Raw genomic sequence first — 17,036 nt, 5'->3', positions numbered from 1 at the left:
TAAAACACTGATAATTCAGTGGGGGCAACTTTGAATAAAAACATGAAAATCCTCATTGTTGATGATTTCTCAACAATGCGCCGAATCGTAAAGAATTTGCTGCGTGACCTGGGCTTCAATAATACCCAGGAGGCGGATGATGGATTGACTGCGCTACCAATGCTGAAAAAAGGCGGTTTTGACTTTGTCGTAACGGACTGGAACATGCCGGGCATGCAGGGTATCGATCTACTCAAGCATATCCGTGCCGATGCCGAACTCAAGCACCTGCCTGTGTTGATGATCACGGCGGAAGCCAAGCGTGAGCAGATCATTGAAGCAGCCCAAGCCGGTGTTAATGGCTATATCGTGAAGCCATTTACTGCAGCAACGCTGAAAGAGAAGCTTGATAAAATCTTCGAGCGTATGCAGTAAGACACTTTTCGGGCATCCAAGGACAATAATAACAATGATTACACTCGAACAGGCGAAACAGCTTGTCAGTCTGCTTGAATCCAGCGATCAGGATGGAGCAAATACACTATTTACCCGCTTGGTGTCAGATAGTCGTGATCCCGTCTTTGAAGAAGTGGGCAAATTAACACGCCAACTTCATGATTCGTTAGCCAATTTCCGCCTTGATCCCCGTGTTACCGATTTAGCAAAAACGGAAATCCCTGATGCACGCGACCGGTTGTCTTATGTGATAGACAAAACCGAGTCCGCTGCCAATAAAACCATGGATGCTGTTGATAGCATCCAGCCGGTGGCAGATCAACTCGGGGATACCTTACAGCAGGTTTATCCAAGATGGCAGCGTTTGATGGGCGGACAGATCGCGCTTAATGAATTTAAGTCGCTATGCCACGATATCAACGGGTTGCTCACTCAGGTCGAGAGTGATAGCACGATACTGCGTACCCAGCTGACTGAAATTCTCATGGCTCAGGACTTCCAGGATCTGACCGGCCAAATCATCCGCAGGGTGATAGAGCTAGTCCATGAGGTTGAAGATCAATTGGTAGAAATTCTCAAAGCGTTTGGCATGGAACAAGAAGACCGAACCGACGCGCTGCGTGAAGAGCGGATCCTTGTTCCAGAGGGACCTATCGTCAACAGCGACAGTCGCGAGGATGTCATGTCCACTCAGGATGATGTTGACGATCTGCTGTCGAGCCTAGGATTTTAAGGGAACAATATGAGCTTTGATTTAGACGAAGATATCCTACAGGATTTTTTGATTGAAGCAGGGGAGATCCTCGAGCTGCTCTCGGAGCAGTTGGTTGAGCTAGAGCGCAGTCCGGAAGACTCGGAACTACTCAACGCGATTTTCCGTGGCTTCCATACCGTAAAAGGTGGAGCAGGGTTCCTTTCCCTGACCGAGCTAGTCGATGCCTGCCATGGTGCCGAGAATATTTTTGACTTGCTGAGAACCGGCAAGCGTAGCGTCACATCCGAACTGATGGATGTGATCCTCGAAGCACTGGATACCATTAACGTGATGTTTGGCCAGGTTCAGGAGCGCGAACCTGTCGATCCGGCTGAGCCGTCGTTGCTCGAAGCCCTGCATCGCTTCAGCCTACCGCCCTCAGAGCAAGAGTTGGCCATGGCCAATGCAGCCCAGATGAGTGCCCCTGAAGCCATCATTGACGTCGCTATCGAGTCTGCAATAGCAGCATCAAGCGTTGAATCTGTTGCAGCACCGGCCAGTAAGCCTGCTGTCACCTTATCGAATGACGCGGCCATTGCAGGTGATTCGGTTGATGATATCACCCAAGATGAATTTGATCGTCTTCTTGACGAGCTACACGGTAAAGGGCGTGGTCCTTCTGATGCGGTAACCGCTCAAGAGGCGGCACCAGCTTCCCTTTCCCCTGTTGCGGACACTGATATCATTAACCAAATTCAGTCTGAAAGCGGCGATATTACCGATGATGAGTTTGAGCGTTTGCTCGATGAGTTGCACGGTGCCGGTAAAGCTCCCGGAAGCAATAACGTCAGCTCGCCAGTAACGAATGAGCCTGTCAACCAAGTTCCTGTGCATCAAGCGCCTGTTAGTCAAGCGCCGGCGAGTTCAGCTCAAGGCATAAGCGGCAATGACGACTTGATGACCGATGATGAGTTTGAACGTCTGCTGGACGAACTTCATGGAGCGGGTAAAGGGCCCTCCGAGGATGAGCTAGACATGGCCACCAAGTCGGTAGCCGATATGCTGGGTGATAGTAATGGCCAAGCGCAGCCCCAAGCTCAAGCGCAAAATCCGGTTCAGACCCCGACGGTAAACCCAGTACAGACTGACGCTCAGCCTGTGTCAGCCCCAGTCGTCGCCCCTCAGCCTGTTGCTGAGCGACGCGCTAAACCTGCAGCAGGTAAAGAGAAGGGTAAGGCTGGCGATGCAACCGTGCGGGTTGATACCTCGACGCTCGATACCATCATGAACATGGTCGGTGAGTTAGTCTTGGTGCGTAACCGGTTGGTCAGCCTTGGCTTGAATACCAACGACGAAGAAATGTCCAAAGCGGTTGCCAACCTTGATGTGGTCACTGCAGACCTGCAGGGTGCGGTAATGAAAACCCGAATGCAGCCAATCAAGAAAGTCTTCGGTCGTTTCCCTCGCGTAGTACGTGACTTGGCGCGCAACCTCAATAAAGATATTGTGCTGGAAATGCGCGGTGAAGAGACCGATTTGGATAAAAATTTGGTTGAGGCGCTTGCCGATCCGTTGGTCCACTTGGTACGCAACTCGGTAGACCATGGTATTGAAATGCCAGCTATCCGAGAGAAAGCGGGTAAGCCAAGGGTCGGGACGGTATTGCTGTCTGCTTCCCAAGAAGGCGACCATATCTTGCTGACCATTGAGGATGATGGCGGCGGTATGGATCCGGATAAACTACGTGGTATCGCTGTTGAGCGCGGTGTGATGGATGCCGATGCCGCTTCGCGCTTGACCGATAGCGAGTGTTATAACCTGATTTTTGCTCCAGGCTTCTCGACCAAGAAAGAGATCTCCGATATATCCGGCCGCGGTGTCGGTATGGATGTGGTGAAAACGGGGATCAGCCAACTGAACGGTTCAATTACGATTGACTCGGCATTGGGCAAAGGCACACGGATTGATATCAAGGTACCGCTGACATTGGCGATACTACCAACGCTGATGGTGGGCGTGGCAGAGCAACCTTTTGCCCTCCCGCTGGCAAGCGTTAATGAGATCTTCCACCTTGATTTGCGCAAGACCAATACGGTCGATGGTCAATTGACCATTATTGTGCGTGACAAGGCGATCCCATTATTCTACTTACAAGACTGGTTATCGGGCGTCGGTGTACCGCAGCGCGAGCGTGACCATGGCCATGTGGTGATAGTCCAGATCGGCCACCAGAGAATTGGCTTTGTGGTCGATACCTTAATTGGCCAGGAAGAAGTGGTGATCAAGCCGTTGGATGAGTTGTTGCAAGGTACGCCGGGAATGGCGGGTGCAACGATTACCAGCGATGGCCATATTGCCTTGATCCTTGATGTCCCTAACCTGCTTAAGCACTACGCTGGCCGTTAATCAAACAACAATAAGGCCGAAATGGCTTCCCTGTTAATGGGAAGCCATTACCGTTAAAAAACTCATAGAAAGCCTGTCCAAAGGCACAAGGTTTGTCATCTACAGGATAAATTAACATGGCAGTAAAAGTATTGGTGGTGGATGATTCAAGCTTTTTCCGCCGGCGCGTTAGTGAAATTCTTAATGCAGATCCAAGGTTGGAAGTGGTCGGCAATGCGATCAACGGCAAGGAAGCGGTTGAGATGGCAGCACGTATGCACCCTGATGTGATCACCATGGATATTGAAATGCCGGTGATGGATGGGATCACCGCTGTGCGTGAAATTATGCAAGCCAATCCGACTCCGATTTTGATGTTCTCCTCGCTGACTCACGAAGGGGCGAAAGCGACGCTTGACGCCCTTGATGCTGGTGCGCTGGATTTTCTACCGAAGAAGTTTGAAGATATCGCCCGCAACCGGGATGAAGCGGTTAGCCTGCTGCAAAAGCGGGTGACAGAACTCGCCCGCAAGCGAGTCTTTATGCGCCGTCCGGTGCGTCCGTCAATGACATCAACAACAGCAGCAGGGCGCGAATCTTCCCTCGACTCATCTCGTGCGCCTGCCTCTGCGTTATCGACACGCAATACCTTGGTAGGCAGAAGCGTACCGTCGAAGGAAAGTACAAAGCCATCGGCTCCGTTATCCGCCTTGCGTCAGCCTGCTGCTCGTCCTGCTGTGGCGAAGCCAGCGGCTCGTTTCAAGGCTTCCGGCAAAAAGTATCAGTTGATGGCGATTGGTACCTCGACCGGTGGCCCGGTAGCACTACAGAAAATTCTCACTGCATTGCCTGCAAACTTCCCATTGCCGATCGTACTGATCCAGCATATGCCTGCGACATTTACTGCCGCTTTTGCTGCTAGGCTCGATAACCTATGCAAAATTGGTGTCAAGGAAGCGCAAGATGGCGATGTCCTTAAACCAGGGATGGCCTACCTTGCTCCGGGTGGTATGCAGATGATGCTAGACGGCCGTCCGGGCTCGGCACGACTGCGTATTATCGATGGCGGTGATCGAATGAATTACAAGCCGTGTGTCGATGTGACATTCGGCTCTGCCGCGAAGGTCTATCACGATAAAGTATTGTCGATGGTATTGACCGGCATGGGTGCCGATGGCCGAGAAGGTGCGCGAATGCTGAAAAGCAGCGGTGCAACGATTTGGGCGCAGGATGAGGACAGTTGTGTCGTGTACGGTATGCCTCAGGCGGTAGCCAAGGCGGGGATCTCATCAGAAGATCTGCCGCTGGAGCGTATTGCCGAGCGTATTACGGTAGAGCTTGGGCTCGCGTAGGGAGTGTACCTTGATAGTCTGGAGTATTGCTAACCAGAAAGGGGGCGTGGGGAAAACCACGACCACTGTCGCCCTGGCTGGATTGCTGAGCGAGCGTAACAAGCGGGTTTTATTGGTGGATACTGACCCGCATTCATCACTGACAACATATCTGAACTTTGACGCCGATGGTGTACCTGCCAGTTTGTTTGATTTGTTCCAGTTAACCGAAATTAAGCGCGATACGGTCAAACCGGTGATCCTGCGCACCCAGTTCAACAACATCGATATTATCCCTGCCCATATGTCGCTGGCGACCCTAGACAGGGTGATGGGTAATCGCGGTGGTATGGGGTTGGTTCTCAGAAAAGCGCTGCAGTGTTTGGCTGACGATTATGATTACGTATTGATTGACTGCCCGCCTATTCTCGGGGTCATGATGGTCAATGCGCTGGCAGCCAGTGACCGTATCTTGATCCCGGTGCAGACCGAGTTTCTTGCAATGAAAGGCCTTGAGCGGATGATGCGCACCTTGGATATCATGCAAAAATCACGTCGCTCGCCGTTTAAGGTCACGATTGTACCTACCATGTATGACAAACGGACGAGGGCATCGCTGCAGACTCTGCAGGAGTTGAAACTGCGCTTCCCTGAGCAAGTCTGGGCATCGGCAGTACCGATCGATACTAAATTCCGAGATGCAAGTATCAAACATATGCCACCGTCACTTTACTCACGCAGTAGTCGTGGGGTTTTTGCGTATAAAACGCTATTGAATTATTTGGGGCGCCTGCAACAGGATGACCGATAACAGCCGTTTATCCAGCACTCAGGCGCTGGAAGATTATTTTGTTGATTTACTGCTAGAGCCAGAGCCAGAAGCAACCTCAGCCCCTGCACTGCAGCAAGCTGAAATCAATATTGCCGAGGCCCGTCTCGAAAAAGATAGCGAGCCCTGCACTGATGCTATTTCACAACCAGACGGCGAGCTAACGGCTGAAGAGGATCCCAGGCCAGATTGCCATATATCTCAAGATGCTGGGGTGCTGAGCCCTGAGCCGCAGCAGAGTATAATACCGGTAGCCAAGCCGTTTGATTTTGCCAGCTTGGACGATAACACTGAGCGGGCCGAGCGCAGTATGCCATCGCCAGGACTGGATAGCGTTCAGCGTTTATTGAATCAGGTCAGCCGGAATACTCAGCTTACCGAAAGCGACGATGTCCTAGAAGATGCGGTTGTACAAACTATCGCTGAACACAGCCATATCGACGACGAATTAGCTGATGACTGGCAACAGGTCATGGCACACGAACAGGCGAATGAACGGCCTCTCGTTTCGCCTCTAGTACCTGTTGAAGAGGTAGGTCAGGAACAGATTGAAGAGACAGCAGCCTCACACATCGAGGCAGTGGTCATTGATGAGGCATTGCCCGTTACCGAGACTGTACTGGCAACAGAACTGGAAACTTTACCTGAGACGCAGTCCGGTGAGGATCTGCCGCCTGATTTGTGGACACAGCAAGTACAAAAGGGCAATGACTTTCAGGCTCTGTTCTTTGAGGTCAACGGTGTGACGTTTGCAGTACCGCTGACCGAGCTGGGTGGGATCCATCAACTTGGCGATATGAACAGCCTCCTTGGCCGCCCAGTATGGTACTTAGGGCTGATGAGTAGCCGTGATCACCAGCTCAATGTGGTTGATACTGCGTGCTGGGCAATGCCCGATAAACTTGAGGGCGAAGAGTACCGCGAACAGTATAAATATGTGGTGGTCTTGGGCGAGAGTTCATGGGGGCTGGCCTGCAATGCCTTGCTTGGTACCGAAACCTTATCCGAACACAGTGTTCGCTGGCGCGAGAAAGCCGGTAAGCGGCCTTGGCTAGCGGGCATGGTAAAAGAAAAAATGTGTGCGCTAATTCATGTTAGTGAGCTAATTTCCATGCTCAAAGCAGGATTAGATGTTAATACCAAACTTAGGCAATCATGTTAGGCTCCTGTATCATCGCAGGCGCTAACGCGTTGAATGCAGAAAAATAGATCAAAGAGGAAACAGCATGTCACAGGTGAGTGTCGCTGAAATACAAAAAGAAGACAGCAATGATCAAGTCCTGCAGTGGGTGACCTTCCAGCTGGAAGATGAAACCTACGGTATTAACGTTATGCAGGTGCGTGAAGTGCTGCGCTATTCCGAAATTGCGCCAGTACCGGGTGCACCTGATTACGTTTTAGGTATTATCAACCTGCGCGGTAATGTTGTAACCGTTATTGATACCCGTTCCCGTTTTGGTTTGATGCCGGGTGAGATCTCAGACAATACCCGCATTGTGATCATCGAAGCTGAAAAGCAGGTGATTGGTATTCTGGTCGATAGCGTTGCAGAAGTGGTTTACCTACGCAGTTCTGAAGTTGACAGCACACCAAGTGTTGGCACGGAAGAGAGCGCCAAGTTTATTCAGGGTGTGAGCAACCGTGATGGCCAGTTGTTGATCTTGGTTGATCTCAATAAGCTATTATCAGATGACGAATGGGACGAGATGGCGTACCTATAATGCTTGAAGTGTTGTTGCAATGGTTACCGCTGGCCTTGTCGTTGTTGGCGATTGTGGTCGCATGGTTGATGGTAAGGCGTGAGCGTCTTGCCCGCCAGGCCCTTGAAACCAAATTTGCAGCGACGGAGCTGGTATTGAAAAATGCCCGCCAGCAGCAGGAAAGCTTGGTGAAGCAATTTAACGAACTGCGCGCGGGCACCATGGGCATGAGTCAGAAGTTGGGCGATATGGCACGGCATCTGGAAGAGCTCTCTGATCGTCAAGGTGAGTTGGCTATGCAGGATCCCGATAGCCGGTTGTACAGCCGCGCCAGTAAAATGGTCGAGCTGGGTGCAGATGTCAACGAGTTGATGAATGAGTGCGACCTGCCAAAGGCTGAAGCCGAATTACTGTTACGGCTTCAACAAATGCACCACTCCAGACGTTAGGCGTTGAATCACCATGACTAAAAAGCCCTTCGATGATCGAAGGGTTTTTTGTTTAAATAATACTGGACCTTGGAAGATAAGGACCTAGGTTCCACGATCCGCTCAGCTCTTAACTTGTAAGCGTTTTTTTCGCCGTATTCACAATTGTTAATATCTATACGATTCGTACCGTGAATAGAATTGATGTTTTTTTGCCTGAAAAAATAGCGACTTGTGATGAAAGTGTGCGGTTAGCTGCAGCTTTTACTATTTTTAAAATTTCTTGTGGCACTTTTTTATTGTCTGCTTGTCCACTCTGGCAGTGAGTGGAAGTTGGAATATCTGTGCTTGGGTTAAGCTCAGTATGGAAGTCACAATTACAGCCCTTAGTCTCTAACAACAGGGAGGGGCGCTGTGATATTATGCGAGTCAAATTGTGACACTTAGGATGCATCATTTTTATGTTGTCTGTTGAAGAGTTAAGTTGTACTCGTGACGAAAGGGTATTGTTTGAGGACCTGTGTTTTTCGGTCTCGTCGGGTGAACTGGTTCAGATTGAAGGCCACAATGGTGCCGGTAAAACGACCTTGTTACGGATCCTTGCAGGACTTGGACGTGCAGATGACGGGCGGGTTTGTTGGCTTGATGAGGACATTGAGTCGGCACGAGAAGACTACCACCAAGAGCTCTTGTTCTTGGGCCACCAGACCGGCGTTAAGCGAGAGCTGACTGCGTTTGAGAACTTGGCTTACTTCCAGTCGATGCACCTGTGTAACGAGCAATCGGATCTAACAGGCACGCCTCAGGTGTCTGGTGAAGACACCTTGTGGCAGGCATTGGCTCAAGTTGGTTTGGCGGGTCGTGAAGATGTACCCGCTGGGCAACTCTCGGCAGGTCAGCAACGTAGGGTTGCGTTGGCAAGACTGTGGTTGAGCAATCACAAACTCTGGATTTTGGATGAGCCGTTGACAGCGATTGATAAGCAAGGTGTGAAGGTACTGGAAGGCTTGTTCCTTGCCCATGCAAAACGAGGTGGCATTGTTGTTTTGACCACGCACCAAGATATGTTCACTGACAGTGATCAGTTACGAAAAATCAAGTTGGGGCGGTAATTGACGATGAGTGCGATATACCATGTTATACGTCGTGAGCTTCTAATCGCCTTCCGTCGTCAGGCCGAGATTTTTAATCCGCTGTGGTTTTTCATTATAGTTATCACCCTTTTTCCACTCGGTGTCGGGCCAGAGCCAAACCTGTTAGCACGAATTGCACCGGGTATAGTGTGGGTGGCGGCGTTATTGGCGGCATTATTGTCGATGGAGCGATTGTTCCGAGATGACTTTGTTGATGGTTCACTTGAGCAGATGCTGTTAATGCCTACACCGCTGTCGATTTTGGCCTTTGCCAAAATGCTGGCACACTGGATGCTCACCGGATTACCGCTGATTTTGATCAGTCCGTTGCTGGCAATACTTCTCTCTCTTGAGTGGGAAACATGGAAGGCGGTTGTCCTGACCCTACTTATAGGGACACCGACGTTAAGCTTTCTGGGGGCGATTGGGGTCGCTCTCACTGTAGGATTGCGCAAAGGTGGTGTTTTATTGAGCTTGCTCATATTGCCGCTCTATATTCCTGTGCTTATATTCGCGACCTCTGCGATTGATGCGGCCAGTTTAGGCGTGCCATATAACGGTCAGCTGGCACTGATGGGGGCGATGTTGGTGGCGTCAGCGACACTTTCTCCCTTCGCTGTCGCAGCTTCACTACGCATAAGTGTGCAATAACTGATTACAATTAACTAAGATTTGTCCTGTCTCACGAGAACAGATCTCATGAGACAATTTGAGCAAGAACAAGGAAGCGGACGATAGCGAGCCCATTACCCCTTAAGGAGTATTTAGGTTGGCGTTGCATTCTGGATGATGGGGATTATAAAGCCCTTTAAGACCAGATGCTTATACCAAGGTTATCAAGGTATATATTCGTCACAACGATAATCAACACCTTAGGCAGAGCCTGGACTGGATTTTGAGCCAAGTGTTGTTTTGATACGTAATTATTATTAAATGAGTAGAGCAGAATTATGTGGAAGTGGTTACATCCCTACGCGAAAGCTGAGAACTGCTACCGTTTGTGCGGTACTTTACTGCCTTGGTTTTCAATCATCGCTTTGTTATCCATTCTGATTGGTACGGTTTGGGGGCTGATGTTCGCCCCGACGGATTATCAGCAGGGTGACAGTTTCCGTATCATCTACCTACATGTCCCTTCGGCTATCTGGTCGATGGGCGCCTATATGTCGATGGCAATAGCTGCCTTTATCGGCCTGGTGTGGCAGATCCGCCTATCGAATATGGCAGCCCTTGCCATGGCACCCATAGGTGCGGTGTTTACTGCTATTGCCTTGTTTACTGGTGCTGTCTGGGGTAAGCCGATGTGGGGCGCTTGGTGGGTATGGGATGCCCGTTTGACTTCAGAATTAATTCTGCTGTTCCTCTATTTGGGGGTGATCGCGCTTTACAATGCTTTCGATGATGAGAAGACGGCTGGTAAAGCGGCCGGTATTCTGGCGATTGTCGGTGTGGTCAACCTGCCTATTATTCATTTCTCGGTAGAGTGGTGGAATACCCTTCACCAAGGTGCCACGATCACCAAATTTGCCAAACCATCAATTGCGACCACCATGTTGTGGCCACTGCTGCTTAACATTGTCGGTTTTGCTTGTTTCTTTGGTGCGTTGACCATGGTGCGTCTGCGTAACGAAATTATTGCCCGTGAAAGCCACCGCCCTTGGGTGCGTGCCATGATGAAGTGAGGCCATTATGCATTTTGACTCTTTTAGTGACTTCTTGGCGATGGGCGGATATGCCCCCTACGTGTGGAGTGCCTACGGGATCTCTTTCGCCGCCTTGCTGTGGTTGATGATTTCAAGCCTGAATACCAAACGCCGCTTAGCGGCAGAGATCAAGAATAAGATTGCGCGTGAAAGGCGCATTAAAGAAGCCGAAAAACTGGAGAACACACTATGAACCCGAGACGTAAAAAGCGCCTGACGTTAGTATTGGCGCTAGTCGTAGGCCTCGGTGCAACCATCGGGTTGCTGCTGTATGCACTGAACCAGAATATGGATCTTTTCTATACCCCGACTGAACTGGTTAACGGCAAGAAAGACGGGACAAAACCAGAAGTTGGTCAGCGCCTACGCATTGGCGGTATGGTGGTTGAAGGTTCAGTCGTTCGTGATCCTCAGTCTTTGCAGGTAACCTTTGATGTCGCTGATATCGGCCCGGCAGTAACGATTAAATACGACGGTATCTTGCCGGATCTGTTCCGTGAAGGGCAGGGCATTGTAGCTCAGGGCGAATTGGTTGATGCGACAACCATTCATGCTCATGAAGTACTGGCGAAGCACGATGAAGAGTATTTGCCACCAGAGGTAGCAGAAGCGATGGAGAAAACACACGCACCGCTTCAGTATACCGACGAACAATTACAGGGTAGCGCTCAATAATGATTGCAGAAATAGGCAACTTTAGCCTGATTGTTGCACTGGGATTATCCATCCTAGTCAGCATTTACCCCTTATACGGCGCGTCCGTGGGGAACCAGGCACTCATGCGAATGGCCCGTCCGCTAACGTATGGTATTTTCGGCATGATCCTCGTGTCGTTTATCATCCTTAGCTGGTCATTTTATATCAATGACTTTACCGTGGTTTATGTTGCCAGTAACTCAAACTCCATGTTGCCTTGGTATTACCGCTTATCGGCGGTATGGGGTGGCCATGAAGGTTCGTTGCTGCTTTGGGTGCTGATCCAAGCTGGCTGGGCCGTTGCGGTTGCAATATTCAGCCGTGGTATGCCGCTGGAATCACTGGCGCGTGTGCTCTCTGTGATGGGGATGATTGCGATTGGTTTCTTGCTGTTTATTATCGCAACGTCTAACCCATTCCTGCGTACTCTGCCTTTCTTCCCTGTTGATGGCCGTGATTTGAACCCGCTTCTGCAAGATCCTGGTTTGATCATTCACCCGCCACTACTGTACATGGGCTATGTTGGTTTCTCGGTAGCATTTGCTTTTGCTATTGCTTCACTGATGACAGGCCGTCTTGATACGGCTTGGGCGCGTTGGTCTCGCCCTTGGACAATCTCTGCTTGGTCATTCCTAACGTTGGGCATCGCACTAGGTTCATGGTGGGCTTACTATGAGCTTGGCTGGGGTGGCTGGTGGTTCTGGGATCCAGTTGAAAATGCGTCGTTCATGCCATGGCTTGCCGGTACAGCGCTTATGCACTCACTGGCTGTGACAGAAAAACGCGGTACGTTCAAAGCATGGACGGTACTGCTAGCTATCTCGGCATTTTCTTTGAGCTTATTGGGTACTTTCCTTGTTCGTTCAGGCGTTCTGGTATCAGTACACGCGTTTGCATCCGATCCGGCGCGAGGCATGTTCATCCTTGGCTTCTTGGTAGTGGTCATCGGTGGTTCACTGCTGCTTTACGCTCTTCGCGGCGGGCAAATTCGCTCTCGTGGTAACTACAGCTTATTCTCCCGTGAGAACTTGTTGCTGGCGAACAACCTATTGTTGGTCGCGGCCCTTCTTGTGGTACTGATTGGTACCTTGCTTCCACTGGTTCACAAACAAATTGGTTTGGGCTCGGTGTCGATTGGTGTGCCGTTCTTCAATACTTTGTTTACCTGGCTGATGATCCCGTTTGCTTTCATTCTGGGTATCGGTCCGTTGGTTCGCTGGAAGCGCGATCAGCTTTCTAGCATCAGCAAGCAGATGACCATTTCTGCCATTGTAACTATTCCATTTGCTTTCCTATCGGTATGGCTGTTTACCGACGTACTTGAGCCAATGGCGGTTCTTGGTATGGCGATGGCTGTGTGGATTATTGTAATGCACGGCTTCGAGCTGTATGAGCGTGCGACGCACCGCCACACCCTTTGGAAAGGCTTGGGTAAGCTTGGCCGCAGCCACTGGGCGATGGTACTCGGCCATATGGGCATGGCGGTTACTGTCATTGGTATTGCCTTAGTGTCGAACTACGATATCGAGCGAGACGTACGAATGGCACCAGGCGAGACCGTTCAGGTCCAAGGTTATGACTTCCACTTTGCTGGCTTGCGTGACGCCGACGGTCCTAACTACGACGGTTATATTGCAGACTTCAACATTACCCGAAACGGTAAACGTGTAACGACCTTGCATGCCGAGAAGCGTTTCTATTCTGTTGCTGGCTCGATGATGACGGAAGCGGCGATCGACAGTGGTGTGACTCGCGATTTGTATGTGGCAATGGGCGAGAAGCTAACCGATGGTGCGTGGGCAGTCCGTATTTACTTCAAGCCGTTTGTTAACTGGATTTGGTTTGGTGCGGCTTTGATGGCACTGGGCGGGGCATTTGCTATTAGCGACAAGCGTTACCGCTTCCGCAAGCAGGCAGAAAAAGAGAAGCCGGCTGTAGCGAAGGCAGCGAAGCAGGAGGCGAAGGCAAACTGATGAACAAGAAGTTACTTTTTATTCCACTGGTCCTTTTCCTTGGGTTGGTAGTGATGTTCATGATCCAGCTGACCCGAAATGCGGACGGTGACGATCCAACCAAGTTGGAATCGGTATTGGTTGGCAAGCCTGTTCCTCAGTTCAAGCTTGAAGACTTGGTTGAAGCTGGCAAGCTCTACGAGCAGGACATCTTCATCGGTGAGCCATTGCTACTGAATGTGTGGGCGACGTGGTGTCCGACGTGTTACGCCGAGCATACTTACCTTAACCAGCTAGCGAGCGAAGGGGTGAAGCTCATTGGCCTTAACTACAAAGACGAGCGCCTAAAAGCCGTTCGTTGGCTGAATGAGTTGGGTAACCCTTATCTGCACAGCCTATTTGATGGCAATGGTATGCTGGGGATGGATCTGGGCGTTTACGGCGCCCCGGAAACCTTCCTGATTGATGCCAACGGCATTATTCGCTATCGCCATGTCGGTGATGTCAACGACCGTAACTGGAACGAGACATTGAAGCCGATGTACGAAGCCTTGATTGAGGAGGCGAAGGGATAATGACTATATATCGTCGAATGGCCCAGTTTTTCACTGGCCCAGTTTTGGTACTGGCAATGGTGCTTGGTGGAACGGCGTTGCTCACCACCCCGACAACGGTCTTGGCATTTACGGATGTGTACGATTTCGAGTCGGCTCAGCAGGAAAAAGATTTTCAGGATCTGACTGCGACGCTGCGCTGCCCGAAATGCCAGAACAACAATATTGCTGACTCCAATGCTGCGTTGGCGCTAGACATGCGTCAGAAAACCTACGAATTGCTTCAGGAAGGTAAGAGCAAGCAGGATGTGGTGGATTACATGATTGCCCGTTATGGCAACTTTGTAACCTATAACCCACCGGTAATGGCATCAACCCTGATCCTGTGGTTAGGTCCTCTGCTCTTTATTGTTATTGGCTTTTCCATTTTGGTGATGCGCTCGCGCAAAAGCACCGAAAAAGTGACAGACGCCGAACTAGAAGCTGATGAACAGGATCGCCTGAAGGCTCTGATGACAGAGCTGGCAACCGATGCTGATGACGTTTCTAAGCAGACTAACCAAGACGGTAAGGTGAAATAATGACGATGTTTTGGGTAATTTCCGCCCTCTTGGTGTTGGTTGCGATGGTCATTTTTGTCGTGCCTATGTATACCGGCAAAGAGCAAGATGAAGCCGCCAGCCGTGATGAGCTGAACAAAGCTTTCTTCAAAGATCGTATGGACGAGCTAAAAGAAGAAACGAGTGAAGGCTTGGTAGAAAACAAAGACGATCTCGTGATTGAACTGCAGCAGTCGCTACTTGATGATGTGCCAGCCAATACCGAGCAGACTAAAACCCAGGTCAGTACCACCATGTTGATCCCGGGACTTATTCTGCTAGTCGGTGTGAGCTTTGGTATGTACATGAAGGTGGGTAACCTGGACAAAGTACAAGCATGGAACGAGACGGTAACCCGTCTTCCTGAGCTCTCTCAGCGCTTGATGGATGATGCTAATCCGCTTAGCGATCAAGAAATGGACGACTTGACCTTGGCGTTGCGTACTCGTCTTCACAGCGAACCTGATGATGCCACGGGGTGGTTGCTGCTGGGCCGAATCGGCATGGCTAACCGTGATGCAGAAACTGCCCAGGATGCGATGAACCGTGCTTACCGCCTTGACCCGAGCAACCCTGAAGTGATGTTGAGCTTCGGCCAGACGCTGATGATGATTGGCGATCCGGCGCAGAGTGAGCGTGCCCGATTGTTGCTTCGCAGTGTGCTGCGTGTTGATCACACCAACATTCGAGCGTTGTCGCTATTGGCTTTCGACTCGTTTGAAAGCGGTGACTTCAAGCAGGCGATTAACTACTGGAGCATGATGAAGCAGATCATCGGAACCGATGACCCGCGCGCAGAAATGCTGGACCGCAGTATTGCCCGTGCTCAGTCTCAGCTAGATCGTGGTAAGAACACCGCAACCTCAGTGTCGGTAACGGTAGAGCTTGACCCATCCGTTGAACTGCCAGAACAAGGCTTGGTCTTTGTATCCGTTCATTCCGCGGACGGTGCACCTATGCCCGTCGCTGCACGACGTGTGCCGCTGTCAGCATTCCCGTTTACTCTAACGCTGGATGACAACGATAGCATGATCCCAGAGCGTCCAATGACCTCACTGCAGGATATGATCATCAAAGCCCGTATCGATACCGACGGTAACGTGATGACCCGTAACGGTGATTGGTATGGTCAAAGTGACGTCATTTCTTTAGGTGGCTCGACAAACGTAGTGATAAATACAAAATACTAATAAAATCTAGCACTTGAGGTGGTAGATATAGAAAAGGCCAGATACTATTAGTATCTGGCCTTTAGTTTTTGGTCTCAAAAGGATTTGGGAGATATCAGACATTCCATCTATGTAACTGGTAATGTTGATCAGGTTTTACCTCGATTGGTATAAAACTAAATAGATGCAGATAGTGGTTGGTATTGAGTTAAGCAACCCACACGAGAAAGCATAAAATCGCTAGATGTTTACGGTTTCTGGTATTACCATTTAGCGCGGTTTCAGCCTGATATGCTATGGAAAGAACATTGAAAAAACACTTATTGACCCTTGCCGTTTTATTAACCCTGACAGCATGTGCCCAGTCGCCTGATGAGCTGACTCCTGAAGAACAGGCATCACCAGCGTCGAGTAACATTGAACCTTCTGCCACAGCAGATAATGTTCTCGATGACTCGGCAATGAACGAATTTGATGACTACGATGCTGAGTATGATGAAGATCTCGCTGCAGTACTTGAAGAGGTTGAGCAGGGGGAAGGTGAGTATGCGGTACCAGGTGTTTACGATCCCTTTGAAGGCTTCAACCGCGCAATGTGGGATCTGAACTACGATTACCTCGATCCGTATCTAGCGCGTCCGGTGTCACTGGCTTACGTCGATTACACGCCGTCATTTATCCGCACCGGCATTAAGAACTTTCTAGCCAACTTGGATGAGCCTGCCAGCATGGTAAACAGTGCATTAATGCTCAATGGCGAAGAGGCTGTACGCCACTTCAACCGTTTCTGGATCAACTCCACCTTCGGTGTCCTAGGCCTGATTGATATCGCCTCAGCTGCTGATATCCGCAAACCCGTCGACAAGCAGTTTGGCGATACCATGGGTAAATATGGCGTTGCCAACGGTCCCTACTTCATGTTCCCTGTTTACGGCCCGGTGACATTGCGCGAAGGCGCCGGTGATATTGTCGATGGATTGTACCTGCCGTTAAGTGCGTTGAACTTCTGGCAGAGCCTAGGCAAATGGGCGTTCGAAGGAATGGAAGACCGAGCTGCATTGGTTAAACAAGAAGCTATCTTGAAAGACTCGCCTGATGCGTATATCTTCACCCGTGATGCTTATATCCAGAATAAGAATTTCCGTGCCACTGGTGGCAACGTCGAAGTGCTAGAGCAGGACGACGAAGCGTATCTGGATGATTTTATGGATGAGATAGACGCAGAGTAACAGGTGCGAGAACCTAGTTCCTAGATAGAACGGGCCTAGGAAGAGCGGGTCCTGGGGCCTAGGAAAAGCGAAAGAATAAGAGTGAAGAGCTTGACATCGATTAGCTAAGAGAAAACGCTTTACAGTACCCAGTACCCAGTACCCAGTACCCAGTACCCAGTACCCAGTACCCAGTACCCAGTACCCAGTACCCAGTACC

General features: G+C 50.3%; 18 protein-coding genes. All 18 read left to right on the top strand.

Annotated elements, in window-relative coordinates; genetic code table 11:
* The first annotated feature begins 42 nt into the window (after positions 1-42).
* The 18 genes from cheY to ACVA58_RS25160 all read left to right on the top strand — a co-directional run bounded on the left by cheY (position 43) and on the right by ACVA58_RS25160 (position 16,837).
* The gene (gene cheY / locus ACVA58_RS25245) at positions 43-414 is read left to right on the top strand and encodes a chemotaxis response regulator CheY (protein WP_039467413.1); all 372 of its coding nucleotides are present in this window, start codon (positions 43-45) and stop codon (positions 412-414) included.
* 34 nt (positions 415-448) lie between these two features.
* Positions 449-1,168 carry a protein phosphatase CheZ gene (locus ACVA58_RS25240; protein ID WP_446513025.1) on the top strand — a complete coding sequence of 240 codons (720 nt, stop codon included), beginning with the start codon at positions 449-451 and terminating at the stop codon, positions 1,166-1,168.
* Between the two features lie 9 nt (positions 1,169-1,177).
* The gene (locus tag ACVA58_RS25235; protein ID WP_446513024.1) at positions 1,178-3,535 is read left to right on the top strand and encodes a chemotaxis protein CheA; all 2,358 of its coding nucleotides are present in this window, start codon (positions 1,178-1,180) and stop codon (positions 3,533-3,535) included.
* Between the two features lie 116 nt (positions 3,536-3,651).
* Entirely contained in the window at positions 3,652-4,866 is a 1,215-nt protein-coding gene (locus ACVA58_RS25230) for a protein-glutamate methylesterase/protein-glutamine glutaminase (protein ID WP_446513023.1), read from the top strand.
* A gap of 10 nt (positions 4,867-4,876) precedes the next feature.
* The gene (locus ACVA58_RS25225) at positions 4,877-5,656 is read left to right on the top strand and encodes a ParA family protein (RefSeq protein ID WP_255042188.1); all 780 of its coding nucleotides are present in this window, start codon (positions 4,877-4,879) and stop codon (positions 5,654-5,656) included.
* The gene (locus ACVA58_RS25220; RefSeq protein WP_446513022.1) at positions 5,646-6,836 is read left to right on the top strand and encodes a chemotaxis protein CheW; all 1,191 of its coding nucleotides are present in this window, start codon (positions 5,646-5,648) and stop codon (positions 6,834-6,836) included. Before ACVA58_RS25225 ends, ACVA58_RS25220 begins: the two co-directional genes overlap by 11 nt.
* Before the next feature lie 64 nt (positions 6,837-6,900).
* The gene (locus ACVA58_RS25215) at positions 6,901-7,395 is read left to right on the top strand and encodes a chemotaxis protein CheW (protein WP_446513021.1); all 495 of its coding nucleotides are present in this window, start codon (positions 6,901-6,903) and stop codon (positions 7,393-7,395) included.
* Entirely contained in the window at positions 7,395-7,823 is a 429-nt protein-coding gene (locus tag ACVA58_RS25210) for a DUF2802 domain-containing protein (protein ID WP_446513020.1), read from the top strand. The genes ACVA58_RS25215 and ACVA58_RS25210 overlap by 1 nt, the downstream gene beginning before the upstream one ends.
* A gap of 440 nt (positions 7,824-8,263) precedes the next feature.
* Complete coding sequence (gene ccmA / locus ACVA58_RS25205; protein ID WP_446513019.1) at positions 8,264-8,914, top strand: cytochrome c biogenesis heme-transporting ATPase CcmA; 651 nt, start codon at positions 8,264-8,266, stop codon at positions 8,912-8,914.
* 6 nt (positions 8,915-8,920) lie between these two features.
* Positions 8,921-9,586 (top strand): heme exporter protein CcmB, encoded by a 666-nt coding sequence (ccmB, locus tag ACVA58_RS25200; RefSeq protein ID WP_446513018.1) that lies wholly within the window; start codon positions 8,921-8,923, stop codon positions 9,584-9,586.
* A gap of 299 nt (positions 9,587-9,885) precedes the next feature.
* Positions 9,886-10,617, top strand: a complete 732-nt coding sequence (locus ACVA58_RS25195) for a heme ABC transporter permease (RefSeq protein ID WP_446513017.1) — start codon at positions 9,886-9,888, stop codon at positions 10,615-10,617.
* A gap of 7 nt (positions 10,618-10,624) precedes the next feature.
* Complete coding sequence (gene ccmD, locus ACVA58_RS25190) at positions 10,625-10,831, top strand: heme exporter protein CcmD (protein WP_446513016.1); 207 nt, start codon at positions 10,625-10,627, stop codon at positions 10,829-10,831.
* Positions 10,828-11,313, top strand: a complete 486-nt coding sequence (ccmE, locus tag ACVA58_RS25185) for a cytochrome c maturation protein CcmE (RefSeq protein ID WP_446513015.1) — start codon at positions 10,828-10,830, stop codon at positions 11,311-11,313. Before ccmD ends, ccmE begins: the two co-directional genes overlap by 4 nt.
* A complete protein-coding gene (locus ACVA58_RS25180; protein WP_446513014.1) occupies positions 11,313-13,307 on the top strand; it encodes a heme lyase CcmF/NrfE family subunit in 1,995 nt (664 codons plus the stop codon). Before ccmE ends, ACVA58_RS25180 begins: the two co-directional genes overlap by 1 nt.
* Positions 13,307-13,861 carry a DsbE family thiol:disulfide interchange protein gene (locus ACVA58_RS25175; RefSeq protein ID WP_446513013.1) on the top strand — a complete coding sequence of 185 codons (555 nt, stop codon included), beginning with the start codon at positions 13,307-13,309 and terminating at the stop codon, positions 13,859-13,861. The genes ACVA58_RS25180 and ACVA58_RS25175 overlap by 1 nt, the downstream gene beginning before the upstream one ends.
* Before the next feature lie 56 nt (positions 13,862-13,917).
* Positions 13,918-14,421 carry a cytochrome c-type biogenesis protein gene (locus ACVA58_RS25170; RefSeq protein WP_446513059.1) on the top strand — a complete coding sequence of 168 codons (504 nt, stop codon included), beginning with the start codon at positions 13,918-13,920 and terminating at the stop codon, positions 14,419-14,421.
* Positions 14,421-15,629 carry a c-type cytochrome biogenesis protein CcmI gene (gene ccmI, locus ACVA58_RS25165; RefSeq protein WP_446513012.1) on the top strand — a complete coding sequence of 403 codons (1,209 nt, stop codon included), beginning with the start codon at positions 14,421-14,423 and terminating at the stop codon, positions 15,627-15,629. The genes ACVA58_RS25170 and ccmI overlap by 1 nt, the downstream gene beginning before the upstream one ends.
* Positions 15,630-15,904: 275 nt before the next feature.
* Positions 15,905-16,837, top strand: a complete 933-nt coding sequence (locus ACVA58_RS25160; protein ID WP_446513011.1) for an MlaA family lipoprotein — start codon at positions 15,905-15,907, stop codon at positions 16,835-16,837.
* The last annotated feature ends 199 nt before the right edge of the window (positions 16,838-17,036 follow it).

Source organism: Photobacterium sp. DNB22_13_2 (genome assembly GCF_052873915.1).
The sequence above is the reverse complement of the archived record's forward strand: the minus strand, read 5'-3'. Positions and strand labels throughout refer to the sequence as shown.

What these genes read in the sequence shown, in the direction of transcription:
- ccmB (WP_446513018.1), top strand. Translation starts at nt 8,921, where the DNA reads ATGAGTGCGATATACCATGTTATACGTCGTGAGCTTCTAATCGCCTTC.
- ACVA58_RS25170 (WP_446513059.1), top strand. Translation starts at nt 13,918, where the DNA reads ATGGTGCTTGGTGGAACGGCGTTGCTCACCACCCCGACAACGGTCTTG.
- ACVA58_RS25180 (WP_446513014.1), top strand. Translation starts at nt 11,313, where the DNA reads ATGATTGCAGAAATAGGCAACTTTAGCCTGATTGTTGCACTGGGATTA.
- ACVA58_RS25160 (WP_446513011.1), top strand. Translation starts at nt 15,905, where the DNA reads ATGGAAAGAACATTGAAAAAACACTTATTGACCCTTGCCGTTTTATTA.
- ccmE (WP_446513015.1), top strand. Translation starts at nt 10,828, where the DNA reads ATGAACCCGAGACGTAAAAAGCGCCTGACGTTAGTATTGGCGCTAGTC.
- ACVA58_RS25220 (WP_446513022.1), top strand. Translation starts at nt 5,646, where the DNA reads ATGACCGATAACAGCCGTTTATCCAGCACTCAGGCGCTGGAAGATTAT.
- ACVA58_RS25195 (WP_446513017.1), top strand. Translation starts at nt 9,886, where the DNA reads ATGTGGAAGTGGTTACATCCCTACGCGAAAGCTGAGAACTGCTACCGT.
- ccmD (WP_446513016.1), top strand. Translation starts at nt 10,625, where the DNA reads ATGCATTTTGACTCTTTTAGTGACTTCTTGGCGATGGGCGGATATGCC.
- ACVA58_RS25240 (WP_446513025.1), top strand. Translation starts at nt 449, where the DNA reads ATGATTACACTCGAACAGGCGAAACAGCTTGTCAGTCTGCTTGAATCC.
- ACVA58_RS25175 (WP_446513013.1), top strand. Translation starts at nt 13,307, where the DNA reads ATGAACAAGAAGTTACTTTTTATTCCACTGGTCCTTTTCCTTGGGTTG.
- ACVA58_RS25230 (WP_446513023.1), top strand. Translation starts at nt 3,652, where the DNA reads ATGGCAGTAAAAGTATTGGTGGTGGATGATTCAAGCTTTTTCCGCCGG.
- ACVA58_RS25215 (WP_446513021.1), top strand. Translation starts at nt 6,901, where the DNA reads ATGTCACAGGTGAGTGTCGCTGAAATACAAAAAGAAGACAGCAATGAT.
- ACVA58_RS25210 (WP_446513020.1), top strand. Translation starts at nt 7,395, where the DNA reads ATGCTTGAAGTGTTGTTGCAATGGTTACCGCTGGCCTTGTCGTTGTTG.
- ccmA (WP_446513019.1), top strand. Translation starts at nt 8,264, where the DNA reads ATGTTGTCTGTTGAAGAGTTAAGTTGTACTCGTGACGAAAGGGTATTG.
- ACVA58_RS25235 (WP_446513024.1), top strand. Translation starts at nt 1,178, where the DNA reads ATGAGCTTTGATTTAGACGAAGATATCCTACAGGATTTTTTGATTGAA.
- ccmI (WP_446513012.1), top strand. Translation starts at nt 14,421, where the DNA reads ATGACGATGTTTTGGGTAATTTCCGCCCTCTTGGTGTTGGTTGCGATG.
- cheY (WP_039467413.1), top strand. Translation starts at nt 43, where the DNA reads ATGAAAATCCTCATTGTTGATGATTTCTCAACAATGCGCCGAATCGTA.